This window comes from Myroides sp. DW712, from assembly GCF_046557355.1.
Classification (GTDB): domain Bacteria; phylum Bacteroidota; class Bacteroidia; order Flavobacteriales; family Flavobacteriaceae; genus Flavobacterium.
In genome coordinates, this window is record NZ_JBKFDO010000001.1 from 224,672 (window position 1) to 244,708 (window position 20,037).

Sequence of the window (20,037 nt, forward strand, 5' to 3'; positions counted from 1 at the left end):
AGTCATAGCAAAGATAACAGAAGTGTGCCGTAGTTTTGTACAAACCGTAAAAAAATACAAGATGAAAGTAACCGTAATTGCCAATGTATCAGCCAATGGAAGAGCGTTAGTGTCCAATGATCCCCGCTATCAAGTGCCCCAAGAAGCCTTTGATTTTTACCTTCATTATGCACAACAAGTAGGCAACCTCGTCATAGGGAGGCAAACATTTGACCATTTCCAAACGTTCTCGGCAGAGGTAAAAGCGCTTTTTCAAGGCATTGAGATCCTGGTGTTGTCTAAAGGGCCTGCTGTAGCGGGATATACCTTTGTTTCTAGTCCAGCAGAAGCCCTGTCTTATATGGAAGCAAAAGGAGCCAGTGAATTGGCTATTGGCGGAGGAGTAGGAACCTTTAACGCCTTTATTGATCAGGAATTAGTAACCGATTTATATCTCAATATCAATCCCATACTACTTGGGAATGAAGGAGTCGTAGGTACGAATCCTGCACTACATACTGCATTCCATATACAAGATGCACGAACCCAATATGGATTTGTTCAATTGCATTTGACTGCCGTAAAATAGAAAAGAGTGAGAGGAGTCTTTTCGGTACCTTAGCTGATGTTTCAAAAGAAGAAGATCGTTTAGGTTTTAATATTCAAAAAGAAAACTAGCTTCATCGCCAAGAAAGTACAACGCCTTCTCTTTACAGTTTCGTATTTAGAGGAATATTAAAGCGAATGGAGGTCGTAAACCCCTTGATTGGACGATAGCCTGTTTTATTTGCGATCGGAAATCCGTAACCCAAGTCTACTTCAAAAAAAGTAAAGAGCGAAAGCCCTACCTTAGGGCTTATCGTATAAGGAGTCAATTCGGCACGACCAAATGCCCCGACATAATACATTTCGGTATAGTAGGTAGTGGCCAGCTCGTGAACGACAGCAAACTGGTTTTATCGCCGTAATTTATCGAGGATTATTGAACTGTTCTTTTTTCCATTTGCGTATTCTACCTCTAGCATTGGCATAAGGAGAAGAGGTGTTAAACTGAATCATTCGTCCTAAGGTCCATTTGGTATACCAAGGCACTTCATAGAGTTCAGCATTGGATTTGCGTTCGATTAACAGCAAAAGCGCATCGACGGTTTGATCTAACTTTTCTTGCAATTGCAGATAATCCAGCGCTTCATAATCGCGGTAGAACTTTTGGGCTAGTTTCCCCAATTCATTCCACTTGTATCCCGTTTCAGGAAAATCAACAGGTAGATGGCGGTCTTTGTGGTCAACCCATTGGAGCACAAGTTCCCCCCAACCGATGAGGTAAGCCAGTAAATCACAGAGACTCATCTGGGTGTCTTTCGCATGCCCGTCAAAGGTTTGGGCTGTGGCAAGCGCTTGCGGAATCGAAACAAGCTCTTTTTTGAGCTTGGTATATTCCGTAACGATGGCGTGCTGAAGTGCTGCTTTTGTGGTGGGAACGGACATAGGGTGCTATTTTAAAAACTAAAGGTACAAAAGTTTTTACAACGGATGGTTGACGCTAAAAAGTAGTTAAAATAAGTTTGGTTCTTCGTAGAAATAGGTATTATTTTATCCGTATCTTTAAACACGACTAAACAAAAAAAGATGAAAATTGGAGACGATGCCTTAGGGGTAAGTAAAAAAGACGCGATTAAGATTGTAAGTCTCGTGATTGTTACCTATGCGATTTTGAGTGTACTGTTGGACTGGCTGTTTGACCGAAGCCTCGAAGCGTGGTACTACTATCTCGTAAAAGGCTTACTTTTTGGTTTATTTTTCTCCTTGGTTTTTTATTTCTTTATTAAGAAGATGACAAAGGGAATCCTACTGAAGTTGGATTTACCCTTAGAAGAAGACGAAACCTTAGAAGCCTATGGCGTGGCTAATTTATTTTTAAGCGGACAGGCGATTGGTGGAAAATTAGGCATCACCCAAGACTATCTGCTTTTTCATTCCCATAAATTTAATTTTACCAAGAAAACAGTGCGCATTGCCTTTGCTGATATGCAAAGCATTAAACCATGTAGAACCCTAGGCGTTATCGACAATGGCTTGAAGGTGAAATTGGCGGATCAAGAATGCCGTTTTGTGGTCAATGATCGAGCGAAGTGGTTAGAACTGTTACAAGTAAAACTAAAGTAAGATGAAAAATAAGCTGCATTGGAACTATGTACTTCGGCATTGCCTCAGTACTTTATTACTTGCTCCTAGTGTAGCCCAAGGATTGCTGTATCTTATTCGAGAAAATGCATATCAAGTTGTCGGATTGGTGGAAGTATACCCTATTACATTACTCGTAAGCGTGGTTTTTTCTTTTCCCACTTATCTCATTTATGGGGTAGCTGATTATTACTTAAAAAAACGAAGCGTACCCAATAAGACGATTAAATGGATCTTAAATAGTATTGCTTTAGTTGGTATTATCTTGACCTTTTCGTTTTTATTTCGATTGCCTCAAGTAGAAATTATGATCGGTTATGCACTAACTTCGTTGTTTTTTGGTGTGATTTATCGATTAAAATAAGCAATTGGACATTTCTTGATTTGGTCCCCTTATTTTTGTCAATCAAATAAAAAACACCCCCTATTTTTCCTAAATTATATCCGTGTTTGAAGGATGGAGTTTGTAGCTTTATCTCAATTTAAAACGCTATATTATGCCTTGGAATCCAACTGTATACAACCAGTTTAAATCGGTTCGATTTTTGCCTTTTTTTGATTTGAGTGCGATGATTCAGGAGACCACCCCTATGAAGTCTGTAGACCTAGGTTGTGGTACAGGAGAACAAACAGCCTTACTTGTCGAAAAGTTTAAACAGGCTACTTTTGTCGGAATGGATGCTTCTCAAGAGATGCTCGAGAAAGCCTATCCCTTAAGCACGGATCGATTGTCTTTTACCCAACAAACCATTGAAGCATTTGCTGCCACAGGTGAATCGTGGGATCTCATCTTTAGCAATGCCGCTTTACAGTGGTCAGATGACCATCGAACCTTGTTTCCCAAGTTGATTGAAAAACTAAACCCAGGGGGACAGTTTGTGGTTCAAATGCCTTGTCAGGCAGAGAATCTATTGAATCAATTACTCGACAGCTTAGCGGATACCGCTCCATTCAATGCACAACTAGGTGGATGGAACCGCAAGACAACGGTACTCCCTTTAGATGCGTATGCTCAATTGATGTTTGAAGCAGGATTGTCTGACTTACAGCTTTCCCAACGCATTTATCCCCTTATCGCCGATACACACGAGACCCTTTATTCGTTTATTGCGGGTTCTGCGTTGATTCCCTATATGGAGCGATTAAAAGAGGAAGACAAACCCTTATTTATCGAAGCGTTTAAAGCAAAAATAGCTGTTGCTTTTCCAACCTTACCTGCTTTATATGCCTTTAAACGCATCTTGCTCTATGGTAGAAAAACGGAAGCCCTGATTTGATAACAAATGTTATCGCCTAAGGAGGAGGGAAGTTTTCACCTTTGCAACAGATTATACTAAAGTTTTTAAAATGGAAAAAGTAGTAAAAGAAATGTTACAGCAGGTGATTGAAAGTAAAACGTATGAAGAAGAAGTGATTCTACAATTTTTCTCTCCAGCGTACGAGCAATTGGTTGACCACGCCAAACTTGATTTTGAAGGGTTTAAACAACACATTAAAAAGCTAAAACAACTGATTGAAACCGTAGAAGTACAGCTGGTAAATACCGCTGCACACGACAATATAGTATTTACCAAGCATTTGGTGCATTCGGTATTAAAAGATGGGTCTCAACACACCCACAAAGTATTGGCGGAGTTTACCTTTTCAGGGGATAAAATTATCCGTTGTGAAGAATTGACTTGTTTAGTATCAGGATCTGAAGAAGCAAAGAGTTTAGGTTCAATGACCTAAGGAGGTGAGCAACTAAAAAAGGAGAAAATCTCGGAAACTTTTTCTCCTTTCAATTAACTCACCTGCTATAGTAAAATATTCTCATGCTGTGTGAAATGAAATACAGATACCTTGCATGAAGAGAAAAAGAGAGGAAATACAGAGGATATATTCGTATTTTGAGATTTAATGTGTTGATTGTCAGTTGTTTATTGTTTTTATTTTTATTGTTTTTCAAATGAAAACCTCATTTTATTGCGTTTTTTAATAGTTATAGTAGAAAGTATTTCGAATAAAGCAGTTATTGTGTTATAAAATATTCGTTTCTCCTATTTATTTTGTGAATAATTCTTTGTTTTTGTGTATTGTTTGGTGATATTTTATTTAAATTCAATATTTATTGCTATATTTGCAAGGGTAATAATTTGTTAAAACTAAAAAAATGATTGATTCAATTGTCTTGCATTTAGAATCGTTGAAGCAGGATGACTATTTTGAGGAGTTTTTAGTTTTATTACACGAAGAAAAAAAACAAGGAAAAAACTACCTCATGCTGTCTTCAATTCCGACCGCTTTACATTATCGGTTGATTCTAGAAAATTTTACGATTAAACGCATTGAGAAAACAGTTAGGCGTTTGTTCTTTTTTAAAAAAAGAGTGTATTATTATAGGGTAGAATAGTGGAAGGAAAAAAGGGAGAGTATAAAAAACAACCCAATGGTATTAGAATAAGGAAGTTAGATGTAAAAACAAAATGCTTTATTCCTAAATAATACAGCTTAAATGAGAATATATAGTTGAAATTAAAATAAAAAGTTAATTGTAAAGCTTTTTTTTTCTGTTAAAGTAATGTTTTATAGTTTTGTTTGTTAAAATACGCGAAATGGTCGTATTCTTTAGTGAAAATGATTGTTTTTGTTGATTTATTTGATATATTTACAACATCTTACTTTAACGAAAATATTAATAAAATGTTAGAATCAGCATTTGAACAATTGAAATTGTCAGAATGTTCTGATGATTTTGAACAGTTTTTACTCTTACTAGAAAAAGAGAAAAAACAAGGACAGAATTATGTTGCTTTATCAACGTTACCTAAAGGTTTACACTACCGCTTAATTCAAGAGGATTTTGTTATCAAGAGAGAAGAGCGTACCATTAAGCGATTTCTTTTCTTTAAGAAAAGCGTGCTCTATTATGTAGTGAGACCTTCACAATAAAATTTGTTTTTGTTTACACCTTGATAAAGACGAGAAGGATAAAATTCGATGTATTTGAACGAAATTGTAGGTTATAAAAATTTATCACCGATCCTTACTAGAAAGATCTTATGAAATAAGATAGGTTGAATTATCATCTGTACCGTATTTATCGCACCTGCTCCAGTTTACTTTCCTTGAGCAGGTTTTTTTTGCGCGCAGTTTGTTGTTTGTATGATTTGAGCGGTTTGTTTATTCCGAAATAGCAAAGAACAAAAGCCAAACAACAAAAAATAAACAACAAAAAAAAACCTAAGTGTGAACTTAGGTTTTTTCTTACATGGCAATAATTTTGCCGTTTTCTTTTTCTGCTACTTCTTTGCGTAGTGAACTACTCGAAAAGCGGTGATCTCTGGAATTGTAATACAATTCGATTCCTTTTTCTTCACAGTATTTTCTTCCTGTGAAATTCTTTTCAGCATATTCATCACCTAAAATTCGTACGTGAATATGGAAAGCGCGTAGAATATCTTCTAAGTCTTGCTCTGTCGTATAGGGAACAATCTCATCAACAAATTTGCAACCTTTCAGTTGAATATAGCGTTCAACTACAGATTGAGTCGGTTTGTTTTTTTCAGGTCTGTCAATTGTAGGGTCAGTCTGTAAGCCTACAATTAAATAATCACACTGGCGTTTTGCTTCTTCTAACATTTTAATATGACCCGCATGGAGCAAATCAAAAGAACTAAATGTGATTCCAATTTTTTTTGTTGTCATAGCATTGGGGGTTAAAAGTTAATTATTGTATGAAGGGCATAAAAAAGTAAGATGCAATACAATACAAAAGAAACTTTTGATAGTAAGGGCAAATTTACAAGGTTTTTAACCTAACTTCCAAACGATTTAAGGGAATATTAGCTATATTTTAGCAAGAATGATTATAAATAACAAATAAAAAAGCGTTTTCATATTCCAATAGAAAACGCTTTTTCTTAAGTTATATTGTTTTTACATGCTAATCTAAGGAACTTTTTCCGCTATAGTAACATTTTCTCGCTTCTAGGAACAAGTAGTATTGTACACCAAATAAGATAGAGGCAAGTACTAAGTGAGCCGTTTGTGATCCAAAAGGGAAGTGCATATATTGCATGAGTATACCAGTTAGAATCTCTAAAAGAATGAGGATTGCTACCCATTTTACTTTGGAGAAGCCTAAATTTAATTTGTTGTTTAAGAAAAACAAGTAAAAGTTAAGCACAAAGACTAAAATAGAAAAGCTACGGTGGATATAGAAATCCAAAGTAGGGGTATTTAACCATAAATATTCGTTGGTAATACCTGCCTTTACTTGTTCGTCTACAAATTCGCGTACTTGCGTACCCAGAACTACTTGTACCAAAGTCAAGAGGAGGGTAATCACTGTTAGTGCGCGGAAAGTCGCATTGTATTTTTTGATTTCAGTTTTCTCTTTGGCGATTTTGATGATGTTGATTAAGAGAGCGACAATAACCAATGCCATGACCATGTGTACTGTAATTTTGATGGGATTTAGTAGGGAGTAGACCACAGTAGCGCCAAGCCAGGCTTGGAATCCCATTAAAAACACCACCAACCAAGAGGTGAAAACCAAACTCTTTTTCTTTTTCCAATAGCTAAAAGAAGCGATAGCTAACGCTAAACAGGCTAATCCAGCAAGTGCACCACACAAACGGTTAATATATTCCGTCCAGGTGTGTTTAGGATTAAATTTAGCGTAATCGTGTTTGGTGTATTTTTCCCAATGAGCCTCGTCATAAACCGCAGGTGTAGTGAAATTATCTTTGGCTTTCCAAAGGGCCTCATCGTGAATAATCATCTGTCCCTTTTTGTATTCTCGATGGGGTTGCCACGTTATTACTTCCTCATCGGTTGGAGGGATGTAGTAACCAAAGCACTTCGGCCAATCAGGACATCCCATTCCGGAACCCGTCATTCGAACCGCCGCACCCGCAAATATTACCAGGTATACTAAGACCAAGGATATTCTTGCTAAAGGTAAAAAAGAGCTTTTCATAGTATTATTTATTTACAATTGTTAGTCCTATTTTAGCTGCTTTTTCAAGCATGAAGTCGTAGGCTGCTTCGTATTCATTGGGGATTACTCCTTCTAGAATAGCCTCTTTAATCGCTTCTTTCAAAATGCCAATCTCACGACAAGGTTGTAGGTTAAACAACGTCATGATCTCCTCTCCTGTAATAGGAGGTTGAAAATTGCGCACGTGATCGCGCTCTTCTACTTCAACAATCTTCTGGCGTACCATCTGAAAGTTGTTGTGGTATTTTTTAAACTTATTTGGATTCTTCGTTGTTATATCTGCTTCACACAGCGTCATCAAGTCCTCCACATGCTCCCCTGCATCAAAAACCAAGCGGCGAACCGCAGAATCGGTCACTTCTTTCTGAGACAAAACAATGGGACGTGAGCTCATCATTACCATTTTTTGCACAAATTTCATCTTCTGATTCAACGGCATATGCAAGCGTGTAAAAATATTTTTCACCATTTTTCCACCTAGGAATTCATGCCCATGAAAGGTCCATCCTTGTTTTTTGGAAAATCGCTTTGTAGGGGCTTTGCCAATATCATGTAGTAAAGCAGCCCAACGCAACCATAAATCATCGGTATTGCGCGCAATATTATCCACAACCTCTAAGGTGTGGTAGAAGTTGTTTTTATGGGTATGTCCTTCGATCTCTTCTACTTGATTTAAAGCAATCAATTCAGGAAGAATCAAGTGGAGCAGCCCTGTTTTATACAGGAGTAAAAAGCCCTTGGACGGTTGGTCAGCTAGTAGTATTTTGTTTAGTTCGTCTACGATGCGCTCTCCTGAAATAATTTTCAGGCGTTCGCAATTGCGTGTAATCGAGGTTAAGGATGCTTCTTCAATGGTAAAATCCAGTTGTGTCGCAAATCGAATTGCGCGCATCATTCGCAACGGATCGTCTGAATAGGTAATATCTGGATCAAGTGGTGTGCGAATGATTTTATTTTGTAAATCTATGACGCCATTAAAAGGATCTATAAGCTGGCCATGGGTAGCAGGATTAAGCGAAAGTGCTAGCGCATTGATTGTAAAATCTCTTCGGTTTTGATCGTCTTCTAAGGTCCCATCTTCTACAACAGGTTTGCGGCTTTCGAAATGATAGGACTCTTTTCGGGCACCTACAAACTCAATATCAATGTCATCATAGCGCAACATAGCTGTACCGTAGTTTTTAAAAACTTGTACTTTAGGATGATGCGGTAATAAATTAGCTACTTCTAATGCCAAAGCAATGCCGCTGCCAACAGCAACAATATCAATGTCTTTTTTTGTATCTCTTTGCAGTAAAAAATCGCGTACAAAACCACCAATAACATAGGCGTCTATTTCTAGATTTGCTGCTGCTTGGGTGATTACCTCAAAAATGGGATGTTGTAGTGCTTCTTTATATGTTGGGTGTTCTAGAGTCATAATGTCAAATGGCACAGACTATTTACGTATAATCGTTACCTGTGCGTTTTCTTTTAATTTAATGATAGTCGAAGGTTTGTTGGGTTTGGTTTCCTGTTGTTTGAGGTTGACCACATAATCAACTCCTTCGAGAATGCGCAAATCAATATCCATAAAGTTTTGTGGAGATGGAAATCCACTAAGGTTTGCAGAGGTTGAAACCAAAGGAACTTTCATGCGTTCAATCAGATTGTAGCAAAAAGCATCTTTGACCAGTCGAACCCCTAAAGATTGGTCGGCAGAAATAATTTCTGGCGCTACAATTTTGGGGTTGTCTAAAATCAAGGTTGTCGGCTTGTCGCTAAATTCGAGAATCTCCCATGCTACTTCAGGAATATTGTGAAAAACGCGATGCAATAAGCGATCGCCATTCACCAAAACAATCATGCTCTTACTTTCTGCACGTTGTTTTAAGGCATATATTTTTTTAATAGCTTCCGAATTTGTTGCATCACAACCAATCCCCCAAATGGTGTCCGTTGGATACAAAATAATACCGCCATTCTTGATTACTTCAAAAGCGTTGTGAACTTCTTTTTGGATGTCTTCCATTTTCAGTCTCCTTACAATAAAATTGGTTCTTTATTTTAAGGGCTTAAAAATACTAAAAAAATAGGATACAGGGGAGACTTAGATCAGAAGAAATGCGCGCTCACTTTCAAAAAAGAAAGAATTATAATATTTTTAAGGGAAGTGCATCTTTTTTGGCTTACTTTTAAGACGCCTAAAATTAGTTATATTATGCATGTGAAAAGAAGGAAGGATTTTAATAAAGAAGAGGTATTGGCGATGTATGCCAAGGTGTGTAAAAACACGCTGATGGAGACATTGCAAATTGAATATATTGATGCTGGACCTGAGTTTTTAGTGGCTACAATGCCCGTAAATGAACGTGTACACCAACCTGCGGGTTTACTTCATGGTGGCGCAATGGTTGCACTAGCAGAAAGTTTAGGAAGTGGAGCATCGTTAATGCTCATTGATCCCAAACAACAAGAAATAAGAGGTATTGAAATTTCCGCTAATCACGTGCGAAGCAAACGAGCGGGAGTTGTTACAGGAACGGCACGCTTGGTGCATCGTGGACGTACGTTACACTTATGGGAAATCCGCATTACAGATGAGAATGAGGTTTTGTTATCGGTGTGTAAAATCACTAATATAGTAATCGAAAAAAACAAAGGGTAAATGAAGGTATATGAAACGTGGATCACGCATATAAGAGAAGACAAGCCTTTTGTAGTGTATAAAAAACCAAACCAAACACAAGTAAAAGGCTTATTTCAACAAGATTCAACCTTACATCTTGTTTCCAATTTTAAAGAGAAAGGATTTGTTCTTGCACCTTTTTACGAAGGCGTTCGTTTTTATATTCCCTTGGAGACATCGGTGGAAATTGAGGAGGATGTACAAGCAGATCAGTTTCAACTTGATGCATGTGAATCGGAGAATGGATTGGATTATGAGAAGCAACCTGAGAAAGGTCAATTTGAAGATTTAGTTCGTCGCTGTGTTGCTGCCATTAAACAAGGCAATTTTGGAAAAGTAGTGCCTTCTCGTAAAGAAGTAGTACCTTTACAAGTAGGGGAAATCCCGTCATTATTTACCAAATTGCTCGCTGCGTATCCCGAGGCTTTTTGTTATGTAATCTATCATCCCCAAGTGGGCTTGTGGATGGGAGCAACGCCTGAAACGCTCATTGCCTTAGAAGGACATACGCTGCAGACGATGGCTTTGGCGGGAACCCAAGTCAATCACGGTAGAGAAGAAGTATATTGGGGTGAAAAAGAAAAAGAAGAGCAAGCTTATGTCACGGATTTTATTGTAGATAAATTAAAACCGTTGAGTGATGCCATTCAAATATCGAAGCCTTTTACCAAGAGAGCGGCTAAAGTCATGCACATTTGCACGAGTATTGACGCACAATTGAAGCAAGGCGATGTGAAAACTCTTGTCGAAGCACTTCACCCGACACCTGCGGTTTGCGGTTTGCCCAAGTCGGCTGCCCGCGATTTTCTCATTCGAGAAGAAGGGTACTCCCGCAACTATTATGCAGGCTATTTGGGAGAGTTGAATTATAGCACACCGCAAAATAAATTAACGACTCAGTTGTTTGTCAATTTGCGTTGTATGGAAATAGAAAAAAGTCAAGTAAGTATATATATCGGATGTGGTGTGACAGCGGAGAGTGATCCAACGAGTGAATTTATCGAAACGGTCAACAAATCCACCACGATGAAAAAGATTTTATTTTAAGCATATGAAAGTAGATATAGTAGCTTTTGGCGCACATCCAGACGATGTCGAATTGGGATGTGGAGCAACCCTTGCAAAGGAAATTCACCTTGGTAAAAAGGTTGCTATTGTCGATTTAACCCGAGGCGAATTGGGAACAAGAGGAAGTGCGGAAATTCGAGCAAAAGAAGCCGCCGCCGCCGCCGCTATTTTAGGCGTTTCTGCTAGGGAAAATTTAGGTTTTCGCGATGGATTCTTTGTCAATGACGAATCCCATCAGCTTGAGATCATCAAAATGATCCGCAAATACAAACCTGAAATTGTATTGTGCAACGCAATAGACGATCGTCATATCGATCACGGCAAAGGAAGTAAATTGGTCTCTGACGCTTGTTTTTTATCGGGACTAAGACGCATTGAAACAGCAATTGATGGGGTAGAGCAGGAGGCTTGGCGTCCTAAATTGGTTTATCACTACATCCAGTGGAAAAATATCGAACCTGATTTTGTGGTGGATGTTACGGGATTTATCGATCAAAAGATGCAAGCAGTATTGGCGTATGGCACGCAATTTTACGATGTAAATTCCAAAGAACCTTCAACGCCTATTACGTCCAAAAATTTTATCGATAGCATTGTGTATCGCGCACAGGATCTAGGACGGCTGATCGACAAAGAACATGCAGAAGGATTTACAGTAGAAAGATATGTGGCAGTCAATCATTTAGGAGATTTGCTGTAAAATTTTTCAAAAAATGCTTGCAACGTAAGGAAATATGCCTACCTTTGCAAGCGTCAAAATAAGACATAAACGGTGGTTATAGCTCAGCTGGTTAGAGCGTCGGATTGTGGTTCCGAAGGTCGTGGGTTCGAAACCCATTAATCACCCCAAAAAAAAGCAAGTCGATCGCTATATCGATTGCAACTTAGCGATTAAAATAGATATGGTGGCTATAGCTCAGCTGGTTAGAGCGTCGGATTGTGGTTCCGAAGGTCGTGGGTTCGAAACCCATTAGTCACCCTAAATCGCACAAAAATGTACACGGTGGTTATAGCTCAGCTGGTTAGAGCGTCGGATTGTGGTTCCGAAGGTCGTGGGTTCGAACCCCATTAATCACCCCAGAAAAGAGAATGATTCTTAGAATCATTCTCTTTTTTTATGTCTTTTCCCAAGGAATGAACCTCAAATTCTCTTTTCCACTTTTGTCGTCCTGAGTAAGGTAAGAGAAAGGGCGCACCCTATGCATCATTTTCTACTTAAAGTATAGGATGTGAAAATTAGATCAAGTACAAAACTTGAAAGCTTTAACAAAGGTTTTTTTGTATCTCTACGCCGTTTTGAAGGAGTGAAAAACCTCCTCCAATATAGCTCAAATTCGCAAATAATTGGGTTGTTTTATTTTTGTCGTAAAAAAATCAATATTTGAGAATAATTACATGTTAATATGTGTTGATTATTGGGTTTATTTATGTGTATTTTTCATAAAATTAAGTATATTTTGTTTGTTTTATTTGGTAAATTTGCCATGTGAATCATTTAGCGTTTATAAGGTATAAAGATGTTCCCTTTATCGTATTCTTTCTGACCTGTAACGTTGTTGATCTATGTTTGAAAAAAACATAGATTTGATTTTAAACGCTTAGACGTAGGATTTGTTTAAGCGATTACAGCATATAAATATAGAAAGTCGATCATAGCAAAGACTTCCAAATTATTTAAAAATTGAATTATGAAAAATAGAAGAAGAAAAATAGTGATGTTTGTGCTTTTATTTAGCCTACCTGTTTTTGCACAAAAACAAGCAAATAACTGGTTTTTTGGAAGAAAAGCTGGATTAACCTGGAATACCACACAGACGGTAACTGGAACTGCAATCTATGGTACAACGGAGCCAAAACAATTGAGCAATATACCAACGAATCTGCCTGGTAGTCAGATGACTACTAGTGAAGGGTGTTTTAGCTTATCAGATGAAGAGGGCAACTTGCTTTTTTATTCGAGTGGAATGGCGATTTGGAATCGAAATCATCAAGTAATGCAAAATGGAACAGGTCTAACAGGACATGATTCGTCTGCCCAATCTGGAATTATTGTTCCCTATCCTGGGAGTAAAACCAAGTATATAGCGGTGTGTATTGGACAATATGGACAATCTACGAATCAAGGTGATAGAGCTGGGAGATTGACCTATAGCGTGATCGATATGACGCTAGACAATGGTTTAGGTGCTGTGATAGAAAAGAATATTCCTTTAATTAATTTTAATCCCACTATAGGCGAAAGCATAACGAGTATTCGCCATGCCAATGGTCGTGATTTTTGGATTGTAGCACCAGCTCGAGGAAGGAATCCATACCTTAATGCCTGGTTAGCTACGCCTGAGGGAATTGTTGCAGATACACCAGTTATTTCTGCCTTTCCACTTAATTCCGGTACTACAGGAGACGTTTTTACTGCTTCCGGTTATATAAAATTTTCACCTGATGGGAAACACTTTGCTTGGGCAACGAACTTTACGAGTCAACTCTTTGTCGGAAGTTTCGATACAAGAACAGGAAAAATGACTAAAAGCCAAACGCTAAGATGGAATCATGCGTATGGAGTCGAGTTTTCCAATTCAGGTAAATACCTATATGTTCGAGCAGTAAATGCTCTAAATTATATGAGGGTTTATGAATTTGAGGATTTGTTAGCCCATGGGGAAGCAGTAACCAAAAAACTTGAAATAAACAATACAGGAACAGGATCACTCCAAATGGGACCTGATGGAAGAATATACCTGAATATGGTTGGAAATAATTTTATGTATATCATTGATAACCCCGAAGAGATGAATAACTTGAGGATCTATAGAGTATCGTCTATGTTTACTGGTAGCTCTGAATTAGGATTGCCATCCTTTGCTGCTTCTTGGTTCGCCATTGACGATTTTAAAAGTACCATTTGTTTGGGTGAAGACGCTGTTTATCGTGTTTCCTCTAGTACAGGTAAGATTATGATTGATTTTGATGAAGGAGAAGGAAAACAAATCATGGATGTTCCCTTGAATGGAGAAATTCGACACCGATTTAAAAAACCAGGGGCGTACCTGGTTACAGTAGAATTGTATGGTGCCGCTACTCTAGAACCTCAAACGGCTTATACTACCGTATATAGTTGTTATGTACCAGTCAATCACAACCTGTCTAATTTGAGATAATCTACACCTATATCGATAGAATAAGAAAAGTGAGAACATCAGTTTTATAGAATGAATCATGAATATAAAAGAAAGAGAGCTAAAATTTTCTTTCTTTTTTTATGAGTACAATATGCATGTTTCGAATGTTTTAGTTTTTTTTAATTAGTTGATTTTTTTTTTTTTTTGAAAAAAAATATTTGATTCTTATACTTTGGTATGTTGTTTGTTTATCTACTTACAACACCTAAGTTGAGGAGGTTACTTGAACTAAAAGATCACAAAATAAATAAAAATTGTAAGAGATAGATTTATGAATAATAGTAGAACAAAGGTACTGATGCTTGTACTTTTACTTAGCCTACCTGTTTTTGCGCAGAAACAAGCAAATAACTGGTTTTTTGGGAATTACGGAGGATTAACTTGGAATACCACACAAACGGTAACAGCAACTGGAATTTATGGTACAACGGAACAAAAACAATTGAGTAATATACCTGATAAAGTACCTGGTAGTAGCATGAGTACAAATGAAGGGTGTTTTAGTTTGTCAGATGAAGAGGGGAACCTACTTTTTTATTCGAATGGTGTTACCATCTGGAATCGAAATCATGATGTGATGCGAAATGGAACAGGCCTAACAGGACACGATTCTTCTGCTCAATCTGGAATTGTTATTCCCTATCCAGGAAGTAAAACCAAGTATATAGCGGTGTGTATTGGATCTAATGGACAAACTACAAATGAAGGAACCTCGAATGGACGATTGACGTATAGTGTCATCGATATGACAGAAGCAAATGGGGTAGGTGCTGTGGTAGAAAAAAATATTCCTTTAATTAATTTTAATCCAACTATAGGCGAAAGCGTAAGTAGTATTCGCCACGCTAATGGTCGTGATTTTTGGATTGTTGCGCCAGCTCGAGGAATGAACTCATACCTTAACGCTTGGTTAGCTACGCCAGAGGGGGTTGTTGCAGATGCACCTGTTGTTTCTGCCTTTCCTCCTAATACGGGTAATGCTGAGACTTCTACTTCGGGGTATATGAAGTTTTCACCTGATGGAAAGTTCTTTGCTTGGGCAACGAACTATGCTAATCAACTTAAAGTGGGACGTTTCGATACAAAAACAGGAAAAATGAGTAACGGTCAATCGATAGAATGGCGTAATGCGTATGGAGTCGAGTTTTCCAATTCAGGTAAATATCTGTATGTTCAATCAGTAGATAGAGGAGATGTATTAATGGTTTATGAGTTTGAGGATTTGTTAGCCCATGGGGAAGCAGCAACTAAAAAGGTTAGAATACCCTATATGGAATCTGCAGCGATCCAAATGGGACCTGATGGAAGAATATACATGTCTCTTTCTAGAAAAGATTATATGAATGTTATTGATAATCCCGAAGAGATGTATAACTTGAAAATCTATAGATTACCCTCCATTATTGCTGGTACTGGCCGATTGGGATTGCCTTCCTTTTCTGCCACTTGGTTTGCTATTGACGATTTTAAAGGTACTATTTGTTTGGATGAAGACGCCGTTTATCGTGTTTCCTCTAGTACAGGTAAGATTGTGATTGATTTTGATGAAGGAGAAGGGAAACAAATCATGGATGTTCCAGCGAATGGAGAAATTCGACACAAGTTTAAAAAACCAGGAACCTACCTTGTTACAGTAGAACTGTATGGAGAAGCCGGTACGCACCCTCAAACAGCTTATACTACCGTATATAGTTGTTATTTACCTGTGAATCACAACCTGTCTAATCTGAAATAATAAACTGGTAAAATAGAGAACTTAAAGGAAAGAACTTGTGGGATGGATAAAAAAAAGAGGGGAGTCTTTTAGGCTACCCTCTTCTTGTCATTGTTTGTTTTTTTTATTAGAATTTATATCCAACAGAAAGTTGAAATACACCGTTTTTTATTGATTTTCCTTCCTTGTACACCTTGGTTAAACCTAAGTCATAACGAGCATCAAAGAAAACACCCATAGGTAATTCATACCCTGCACCGAAATTTAAACCAAAATCAACTGTGTTTATAAGATCTTTAACGTCAACATCACCTGCTTCAGCTTTTACATTAAAACCAATTTGTGGTCCTGCCTGTACGCTCAATCCATCCATAACATAGTATTTAGCCATGATTGGTACATTGATGTAATCTAAGTTAAATTTGGCACTATCACTTCCTTTGCCTTTTGCTCCTTGAGAAGAGTATAAAACCTCAGGTTGTACCGAGAATTTTTCATTGATAAAGATTTCAGCTAAGGCTCCTACATGGAATCCTGTTTTACTTTTTGTATTATCTGCACCAGATAAATTAGACATATTCAAACCTGCTTTTGCTCCTAATTTGATGTCTGGTGTTTGTGCTACTGTTACTGCACTAAAGGCGAAAATAGCCAAAAGACTCATCGTAATTTTTTTCATGTGAATTATAAATTAGTTAAGTTAAATTTTTGTATAAATATATTAAAAAAAAGAAGTGAGAAAGAAAAAATAAAAAGGCATTTGTGTCTTTTTGGGATAAATGGGTGTGATTAATTCGTTTGGTTGGTGGAGTAGCGTTCAATCTATGAAGAGGTTTGCTGAAAACTTCGTCCTGTGAGAAGTGAACTATTTCCACGCACACAGCGGACTTCAAAGTAGAAACGCGTATTAAATCTATTTTTTTAACGGGAAAGTAACAGGGTAGAGGGAGGTAAGTTTACATTTTAAATGCCATCTTTGTAAGACAAAGAAAAATAAAGCATGGTAAAACAAATCATTATAGACAAAGTTTGTCCTTTAGAATATGCTGTTAAAGCTATTAGTGGCAAGTGGAAGATTCCCATTATTTGGCGTATTAATGAAGGAGAGAAGAGACCAAGTGAGTTTCTACGAGGAATTGCTACTGTTGATCGGCGCGTGCTAAACCAGCAGCTAAAAGAACTAGAAGAGGTCGGTATTCTGACTAAACAGCGTTTTGATGAAGTTCCACCACGCGTGGAATATACCTTAACTCCTTTGGGATTGCAACTTGTAGAAGTCTTAAAACAATTGAATGCTTGGGGGGAAGTGCTATTGGACGCTCCGCAAGTGAAAGATTGAGTAATTATCTTTGTTGCGAAAAGAAGAAAGCATGAACGTGAAAAGTGCAGTTGTTCAGACTTATTTAATTGAAAAAAGAAGAAAAACGGATGCGAAAGTAAAAAAATGACCTAGGATGTCCTGTTAGTAGGGGATAAAAGAGTATTGAAAGCATCGCTTTTTTTTGTTTTTATTGTGTTATATCTAACATTATGGGCGTATGTAGCTATTTATTTGAGCTGTTTTTTCAGAGTATTAAATTAAAATTAAAAAATAAAATCCTTGCATTTTTTTCTTGCTTATTTCACTTAATGTTATTTCCTTTGTTGGGGAATTAAATAAATGAGTAGAAGTTCATTTCTAATAGCATCACTCCTTTTTTTTAGTAAGGCAGAAAAGAGGATAAAGGGATGGAATAGCAGTGAATTTCAAGTTTTGTAATTTGAAAAGAAAGAATAGGAGTTCTGTTTAATTGTTTGTTGTTTCGAAATGGTACCTAATATTTTCAAATTAAAAAATGGATACTAAAGAACAACTTGTTTCTGAGGTAGACAAGAAAATTTTATGAAAAAGAAAGAGCAGGAACAGTAATTGTCCTGCTTTTTCTTTTTATTTTAGGCCTTTCAAACAAGAAAAGCAAATTTTATCAGCCATGTTGACTCCTTCTATACTACAACTTACACCCGCTACGTCTCAAGATGTTGATTTGATTGTAGATTTTATGACACAAGCGGAAGCCTTCAGTTTTGTTGAAAAACAACAGATTCCATCCAAAAAAGAGCTACTTGCATTCCTCGATCAACAGGTATTGTATCTAGTCTATGAAGCGCAAACACTTTGTGGGTGTTTTGGTTTTCGTATGGCATATGGTAGTGCGCAATTGACCTATGTATATGTTGTCTCTGTTAATCAAAAACAAAGCGAAGCGTTAGCCGACCGACTCTTGGAGGAAGCAAAGAAACAAGCTTTCGCTTCTTCGATTAATTACTTAACGGTGGTAGCAACGCCTGTTATAGGGGCTTTTTATGAGAAACGAGGGGCTAAACCTGCTCAAGTGGAGAACGAGAATCCTGGAGTTGTGGAGTATTACCTCTCTGTGGTTAATCAACCGTGGATCGATCTACCTACAGCAGGGTTGGTTTGTGTCAAAGGCAATCAACTGCTGCTGGCTTTTAGCAAAAATAAACAGGCGTGGTATCTACCTGGTGGTAAAATTGATCCAGGTGAGCACAGTCAACAAGCTTTGATTCGAGAAATAGAAGAGGAGCTATCCCTCGTATTGCAAGAAGAACGACTAACTTTTCTTACGCATATTGTCGCCCCAGCATATGGAGAGAAAAAGAATATTCTGATGCAACAAGATTGTTATGCGTACGATTTAGCAAATGATACAATTACCATTGCGAACGAAATAGGAGGAGTACAGTACTTTACGAAGGAAGACTATATACGCAATCAAATTCCAGTTCCTGGTGTATTGAAAGTGTTTGATTTTTTGTAGGGGAATTTATTGGTTTTCGGCTTTTGAAGTTTGGTTTTTGAAGTTTGTTTGTTCTAAAACAATAAACAACAAAGAACAAAAAAAAGACCAACCAAAATAAATTGATTGATCTTTTAAATCTTCACGGTAATTCGTAAAAGGTGATTATCTAACGCGTCTTACTTCAACTGCGTTTAATCCTTTTTTACCTTTTTCAACTTCGTAAGTAACTACATCGTTTTCACGAATGCGGTCAACTAAACCTGAAGTGTGAACGAAAATGTCTGCTCCGTTATCGTCTGGTGTGATAAAACCAAATCCTTTAGTTTCATTAAAAAACTTTACTGTTCCTTGTTGCATAATGTATTAAAATTTATTATTCTTTTTTAACTGCGTTTATTGCGCGTATTCCGTTTTTACTTTGTTCTAGCTGAAAGCTTATCTTTAATCCCTTTTCAAGGGGAATATTCGATTCATTTTGGTGTAAGAAGATACTCTCTCTACTTTTAGAATCAATAACAAAGGCATATCCTTTATCAGTTACATAACTAATAATCCCTTCGTGTTCTTCTTGTGAAATTTTCTCCACTTTAAGTGATTCTTTCTTCTCTTGTGCCGCTTGTTCTTCAGGAGTAAGGTGAGTCAATTGTCCCATCTTATCTACGTAAACAAATAAATCCTCTAAATCCTTTCCTTTGTTGTTGTTTTGTTTACGTTCCTCTCGGCGTTTTAATTTTTCGTCTTGTTTTTGTTTTTTCTTTTTGTTGTTTTCTTTTTTAAAAAATGAGTCTGCCATTAATTGAATTATAAGTGAACAAATACACCGAGTATTCGTTTGATTTTTAATAAACATCGCCTACGAGTAAACGATACAGAAAAATATATTTATTGAGATTAGTAGCCGTTACGTCGAACATTTCTAATAGAACTGCACGGAGGGTGTGGAAAAGTTGTTTTGAAAAACCTACTTACTACAAATGAAAATAAAAAATATTTATCCTTGGTGATAAATGCAAAAACAGTAGTAAAGGTTTGAAAAAAATATACACAGGTTAGCGCTGTGCTAAAATTTACTAGGCTATACAATTTTGTTTAATTGCCAAAATCAGAGCAAAGGTAGAGTTTTTTTACTTAGGAATCGTTTTTTTAGTAAAAAGATTATTTTTTTTCTTGAAATAAGATCGTCAAAGAGAAGAAAGTAAGCCCATACGCCAATGAAATAGAAGTGAAAAAACCACTAAATGAGAATTTTATGCCTAAATAAATTGTTATTTGCGATTTTTTTGTATTTTTGAGTTTAGGTTTTAAATGTTAAATTACTGAATTAAGTGTATTTATTTAAAATATTGTCTCTTATTAGAGAATTATTTAGTATTAATATTTTGTCTTTACTTTATTTTTTGAGGTTTTGAAGGATGAACATAGTACGGTATAATTCTTGCTTTAGGTAGAAGTGTAAATCA

The 20,037-nt window shown here is 36.9% G+C and carries 23 protein-coding genes and 3 tRNA genes; 17 read left to right on the forward strand and 9 right to left on the reverse strand.

What is annotated here, in order from left to right; genetic code table 11:
- Positions 1–61 precede the first annotated feature (61 nt).
- Complete coding sequence (locus ACLJX0_RS00970; RefSeq protein WP_410877773.1) at positions 62–568, forward strand: dihydrofolate reductase family protein; 507 nt, start codon at positions 62–64, stop codon at positions 566–568.
- Between the two features lie 121 nt (positions 569–689).
- Here the strand turns inward: ACLJX0_RS00970 and ACLJX0_RS00975 are convergent, their stop codons facing one another.
- Positions 690–887, reverse strand: coding sequence for a hypothetical protein (locus ACLJX0_RS00975; protein ID WP_410877774.1), 198 nt, complete (start codon positions 885–887; stop codon positions 690–692).
- Between the two features lie 61 nt (positions 888–948).
- Entirely contained in the window at positions 949–1,467 is a 519-nt protein-coding gene (locus ACLJX0_RS00980) for a ClbS/DfsB family four-helix bundle protein (protein ID WP_410877775.1), read from the reverse strand.
- Between the two features lie 141 nt (positions 1,468–1,608).
- Here ACLJX0_RS00980 and ACLJX0_RS00985 point away from each other — a divergent pair, with 141 nt between their 5' ends.
- The 6 genes from ACLJX0_RS00985 (at position 1,609) to ACLJX0_RS01010 (ending at position 5,094) form a co-directional block, all read left to right on the forward strand.
- Positions 1,609–2,145: a hypothetical protein gene (locus tag ACLJX0_RS00985; RefSeq protein WP_410877776.1), complete on the forward strand. Its 537-nt coding sequence runs from the start codon at positions 1,609–1,611 to the stop codon at positions 2,143–2,145.
- A 1-nt stretch (position 2,146) separates the two neighbouring features.
- Positions 2,147–2,527 carry a hypothetical protein gene (locus ACLJX0_RS00990; protein WP_410877777.1) on the forward strand — a complete coding sequence of 127 codons (381 nt, stop codon included), beginning with the start codon at positions 2,147–2,149 and terminating at the stop codon, positions 2,525–2,527.
- Positions 2,528–2,660: 133 nt separating this feature from the next.
- Positions 2,661–3,440, forward strand: a complete 780-nt coding sequence (locus ACLJX0_RS00995) for a methyltransferase domain-containing protein (protein ID WP_410877778.1) — start codon at positions 2,661–2,663, stop codon at positions 3,438–3,440.
- A 70-nt stretch (positions 3,441–3,510) separates the two neighbouring features.
- Entirely contained in the window at positions 3,511–3,894 is a 384-nt protein-coding gene (locus tag ACLJX0_RS01000; protein WP_410877779.1) for a hypothetical protein, read from the forward strand.
- A 421-nt stretch (positions 3,895–4,315) separates the two neighbouring features.
- On the forward strand, positions 4,316–4,555 hold the full coding sequence (locus ACLJX0_RS01005; RefSeq protein ID WP_410877780.1) for a hypothetical protein: 240 nt from the start codon (positions 4,316–4,318) through the stop codon (positions 4,553–4,555).
- Between the two features lie 290 nt (positions 4,556–4,845).
- Positions 4,846–5,094, forward strand: a complete 249-nt coding sequence (locus ACLJX0_RS01010) for a hypothetical protein (RefSeq protein WP_410877781.1) — start codon at positions 4,846–4,848, stop codon at positions 5,092–5,094.
- Positions 5,095–5,409: 315 nt separating this feature from the next.
- Here ACLJX0_RS01010 and ACLJX0_RS01015 read toward each other — a convergent pair whose 3' ends face one another.
- The 4 genes from ACLJX0_RS01015 to ACLJX0_RS01030 form a co-directional block, all read right to left on the reverse strand.
- Complete coding sequence (locus ACLJX0_RS01015) at positions 5,410–5,850, reverse strand: adenylyltransferase/cytidyltransferase family protein (RefSeq protein WP_410877782.1); 441 nt, start codon at positions 5,848–5,850, stop codon at positions 5,410–5,412.
- A 238-nt stretch (positions 5,851–6,088) separates the two neighbouring features.
- Positions 6,089–7,126, reverse strand: a complete 1,038-nt coding sequence (locus ACLJX0_RS01020) for a COX15/CtaA family protein (RefSeq protein ID WP_410877783.1) — start codon at positions 7,124–7,126, stop codon at positions 6,089–6,091.
- A gap of 4 nt (positions 7,127–7,130) precedes the next feature.
- Entirely contained in the window at positions 7,131–8,567 is a 1,437-nt protein-coding gene (locus ACLJX0_RS01025) for a CCA tRNA nucleotidyltransferase (RefSeq protein WP_410877784.1), read from the reverse strand.
- An 18-nt stretch (positions 8,568–8,585) separates the two neighbouring features.
- Positions 8,586–9,158 (reverse strand): L-threonylcarbamoyladenylate synthase, encoded by a 573-nt coding sequence (locus tag ACLJX0_RS01030; protein WP_410877785.1) that lies wholly within the window; start codon positions 9,156–9,158, stop codon positions 8,586–8,588.
- A 189-nt stretch (positions 9,159–9,347) separates the two neighbouring features.
- Between ACLJX0_RS01030 and ACLJX0_RS01035 the strand changes: the two genes are divergently transcribed.
- From ACLJX0_RS01035 to ACLJX0_RS01070, 8 genes are all read left to right on the forward strand, one after another.
- A complete protein-coding gene (locus ACLJX0_RS01035) occupies positions 9,348–9,794 on the forward strand; it encodes a PaaI family thioesterase (protein WP_410877786.1) in 447 nt (148 codons plus the stop codon).
- Positions 9,795–10,862 carry a chorismate-binding protein gene (locus ACLJX0_RS01040; RefSeq protein WP_410877787.1) on the forward strand — a complete coding sequence of 356 codons (1,068 nt, stop codon included), beginning with the start codon at positions 9,795–9,797 and terminating at the stop codon, positions 10,860–10,862.
- A gap of 4 nt (positions 10,863–10,866) precedes the next feature.
- Complete coding sequence (gene bshB1, locus ACLJX0_RS01045) at positions 10,867–11,583, forward strand: bacillithiol biosynthesis deacetylase BshB1 (protein WP_410877788.1); 717 nt, start codon at positions 10,867–10,869, stop codon at positions 11,581–11,583.
- A 72-nt stretch (positions 11,584–11,655) separates the two neighbouring features.
- A tRNA-His gene (locus ACLJX0_RS01050) sits at positions 11,656–11,732 on the forward strand.
- A gap of 56 nt (positions 11,733–11,788) precedes the next feature.
- Positions 11,789–11,862 (forward strand) — tRNA-His (locus ACLJX0_RS01055).
- Between the two features lie 24 nt (positions 11,863–11,886).
- Positions 11,887–11,963, forward strand: a tRNA-His gene (locus ACLJX0_RS01060).
- 608 nt (positions 11,964–12,571) lie between these two features.
- On the forward strand, positions 12,572–14,041 hold the full coding sequence (locus tag ACLJX0_RS01065; protein ID WP_410877789.1) for a hypothetical protein: 1,470 nt from the start codon (positions 12,572–12,574) through the stop codon (positions 14,039–14,041).
- A gap of 292 nt (positions 14,042–14,333) precedes the next feature.
- A complete protein-coding gene (locus tag ACLJX0_RS01070) occupies positions 14,334–15,797 on the forward strand; it encodes a hypothetical protein (RefSeq protein WP_410877790.1) in 1,464 nt (487 codons plus the stop codon).
- Positions 15,798–15,903: 106 nt separating this feature from the next.
- On the opposite strand, the gene ACLJX0_RS01075 is transcribed toward ACLJX0_RS01070, so the two are convergent.
- Positions 15,904–16,455, reverse strand: a complete 552-nt coding sequence (locus ACLJX0_RS01075; RefSeq protein WP_410877791.1) for a porin family protein — start codon at positions 16,453–16,455, stop codon at positions 15,904–15,906.
- A 321-nt stretch (positions 16,456–16,776) separates the two neighbouring features.
- Here ACLJX0_RS01075 and ACLJX0_RS01080 point away from each other — a divergent pair, with 321 nt between their 5' ends.
- Positions 16,777–17,115 carry a winged helix-turn-helix transcriptional regulator gene (locus ACLJX0_RS01080; protein WP_410877792.1) on the forward strand — a complete coding sequence of 113 codons (339 nt, stop codon included), beginning with the start codon at positions 16,777–16,779 and terminating at the stop codon, positions 17,113–17,115.
- A gap of 631 nt (positions 17,116–17,746) precedes the next feature.
- Positions 17,747–18,595, forward strand: a complete 849-nt coding sequence (locus ACLJX0_RS01085) for an NUDIX domain-containing protein (protein WP_410877793.1) — start codon at positions 17,747–17,749, stop codon at positions 18,593–18,595.
- Positions 18,596–18,739: 144 nt separating this feature from the next.
- Here the strand turns inward: ACLJX0_RS01085 and ACLJX0_RS01090 are convergent, their stop codons facing one another.
- Together ACLJX0_RS01090 and ACLJX0_RS01095 are read right to left on the reverse strand one after the other, a co-directional pair.
- Positions 18,740–18,934 (reverse strand): cold-shock protein, encoded by a 195-nt coding sequence (locus ACLJX0_RS01090; RefSeq protein WP_002991706.1) that lies wholly within the window; start codon positions 18,932–18,934, stop codon positions 18,740–18,742.
- Positions 18,935–18,950: 16 nt separating this feature from the next.
- On the reverse strand, positions 18,951–19,370 hold the full coding sequence (locus tag ACLJX0_RS01095; protein ID WP_410877794.1) for a cold-shock protein: 420 nt from the start codon (positions 19,368–19,370) through the stop codon (positions 18,951–18,953).
- Positions 19,371–20,037: the final 667 nt, after the last annotated feature.

Excerpts from the sequence above, each read along its gene's own strand:
- ACLJX0_RS00985 (WP_410877776.1), top strand. The coding sequence starts at position 1,609 with ATGAAAATTGGAGACGATGCCTTAGGGGTAAGTAAAAAAGACGCGATT.
- ACLJX0_RS01015 (WP_410877782.1), bottom strand. The coding sequence starts at position 5,850 with ATGACAACAAAAAAAATTGGAATCACATTTAGTTCTTTTGATTTGCTC.
- ACLJX0_RS00995 (WP_410877778.1), top strand. The coding sequence starts at position 2,661 with ATGCCTTGGAATCCAACTGTATACAACCAGTTTAAATCGGTTCGATTT.
- ACLJX0_RS01000 (WP_410877779.1), top strand. The coding sequence starts at position 3,511 with ATGGAAAAAGTAGTAAAAGAAATGTTACAGCAGGTGATTGAAAGTAAA.
- ACLJX0_RS01010 (WP_410877781.1), top strand. The coding sequence starts at position 4,846 with ATGTTAGAATCAGCATTTGAACAATTGAAATTGTCAGAATGTTCTGAT.
- ACLJX0_RS00970 (WP_410877773.1), top strand. The coding sequence starts at position 62 with ATGAAAGTAACCGTAATTGCCAATGTATCAGCCAATGGAAGAGCGTTA.
- ACLJX0_RS01040 (WP_410877787.1), top strand. The coding sequence starts at position 9,795 with ATGAAGGTATATGAAACGTGGATCACGCATATAAGAGAAGACAAGCCT.
- ACLJX0_RS01095 (WP_410877794.1), bottom strand. The coding sequence starts at position 19,370 with ATGGCAGACTCATTTTTTAAAAAAGAAAACAACAAAAAGAAAAAACAA.
- ACLJX0_RS01085 (WP_410877793.1), top strand. The coding sequence starts at position 17,747 with ATGTTGACTCCTTCTATACTACAACTTACACCCGCTACGTCTCAAGAT.
- ACLJX0_RS00990 (WP_410877777.1), top strand. The coding sequence starts at position 2,147 with ATGAAAAATAAGCTGCATTGGAACTATGTACTTCGGCATTGCCTCAGT.
- ACLJX0_RS01090 (WP_002991706.1), bottom strand. The coding sequence starts at position 18,934 with ATGCAACAAGGAACAGTAAAGTTTTTTAATGAAACTAAAGGATTTGGT.
- ACLJX0_RS01075 (WP_410877791.1), bottom strand. The coding sequence starts at position 16,455 with ATGAAAAAAATTACGATGAGTCTTTTGGCTATTTTCGCCTTTAGTGCA.
- bshB1 (WP_410877788.1), top strand. The coding sequence starts at position 10,867 with ATGAAAGTAGATATAGTAGCTTTTGGCGCACATCCAGACGATGTCGAA.
- ACLJX0_RS01025 (WP_410877784.1), bottom strand. The coding sequence starts at position 8,567 with ATGACTCTAGAACACCCAACATATAAAGAAGCACTACAACATCCCATT.
- ACLJX0_RS01065 (WP_410877789.1), top strand. The coding sequence starts at position 12,572 with ATGAAAAATAGAAGAAGAAAAATAGTGATGTTTGTGCTTTTATTTAGC.
- ACLJX0_RS01035 (WP_410877786.1), top strand. The coding sequence starts at position 9,348 with ATGCATGTGAAAAGAAGGAAGGATTTTAATAAAGAAGAGGTATTGGCG.
- ACLJX0_RS01070 (WP_410877790.1), top strand. The coding sequence starts at position 14,334 with ATGAATAATAGTAGAACAAAGGTACTGATGCTTGTACTTTTACTTAGC.
- ACLJX0_RS00980 (WP_410877775.1), bottom strand. The coding sequence starts at position 1,467 with ATGTCCGTTCCCACCACAAAAGCAGCACTTCAGCACGCCATCGTTACG.
- ACLJX0_RS01020 (WP_410877783.1), bottom strand. The coding sequence starts at position 7,126 with ATGAAAAGCTCTTTTTTACCTTTAGCAAGAATATCCTTGGTCTTAGTA.
- ACLJX0_RS01030 (WP_410877785.1), bottom strand. The coding sequence starts at position 9,158 with ATGGAAGACATCCAAAAAGAAGTTCACAACGCTTTTGAAGTAATCAAG.
- ACLJX0_RS00975 (WP_410877774.1), bottom strand. The coding sequence starts at position 887 with ATGTATTATGTCGGGGCATTTGGTCGTGCCGAATTGACTCCTTATACG.
- ACLJX0_RS01080 (WP_410877792.1), top strand. The coding sequence starts at position 16,777 with ATGGTAAAACAAATCATTATAGACAAAGTTTGTCCTTTAGAATATGCT.
- ACLJX0_RS01005 (WP_410877780.1), top strand. The coding sequence starts at position 4,316 with ATGATTGATTCAATTGTCTTGCATTTAGAATCGTTGAAGCAGGATGAC.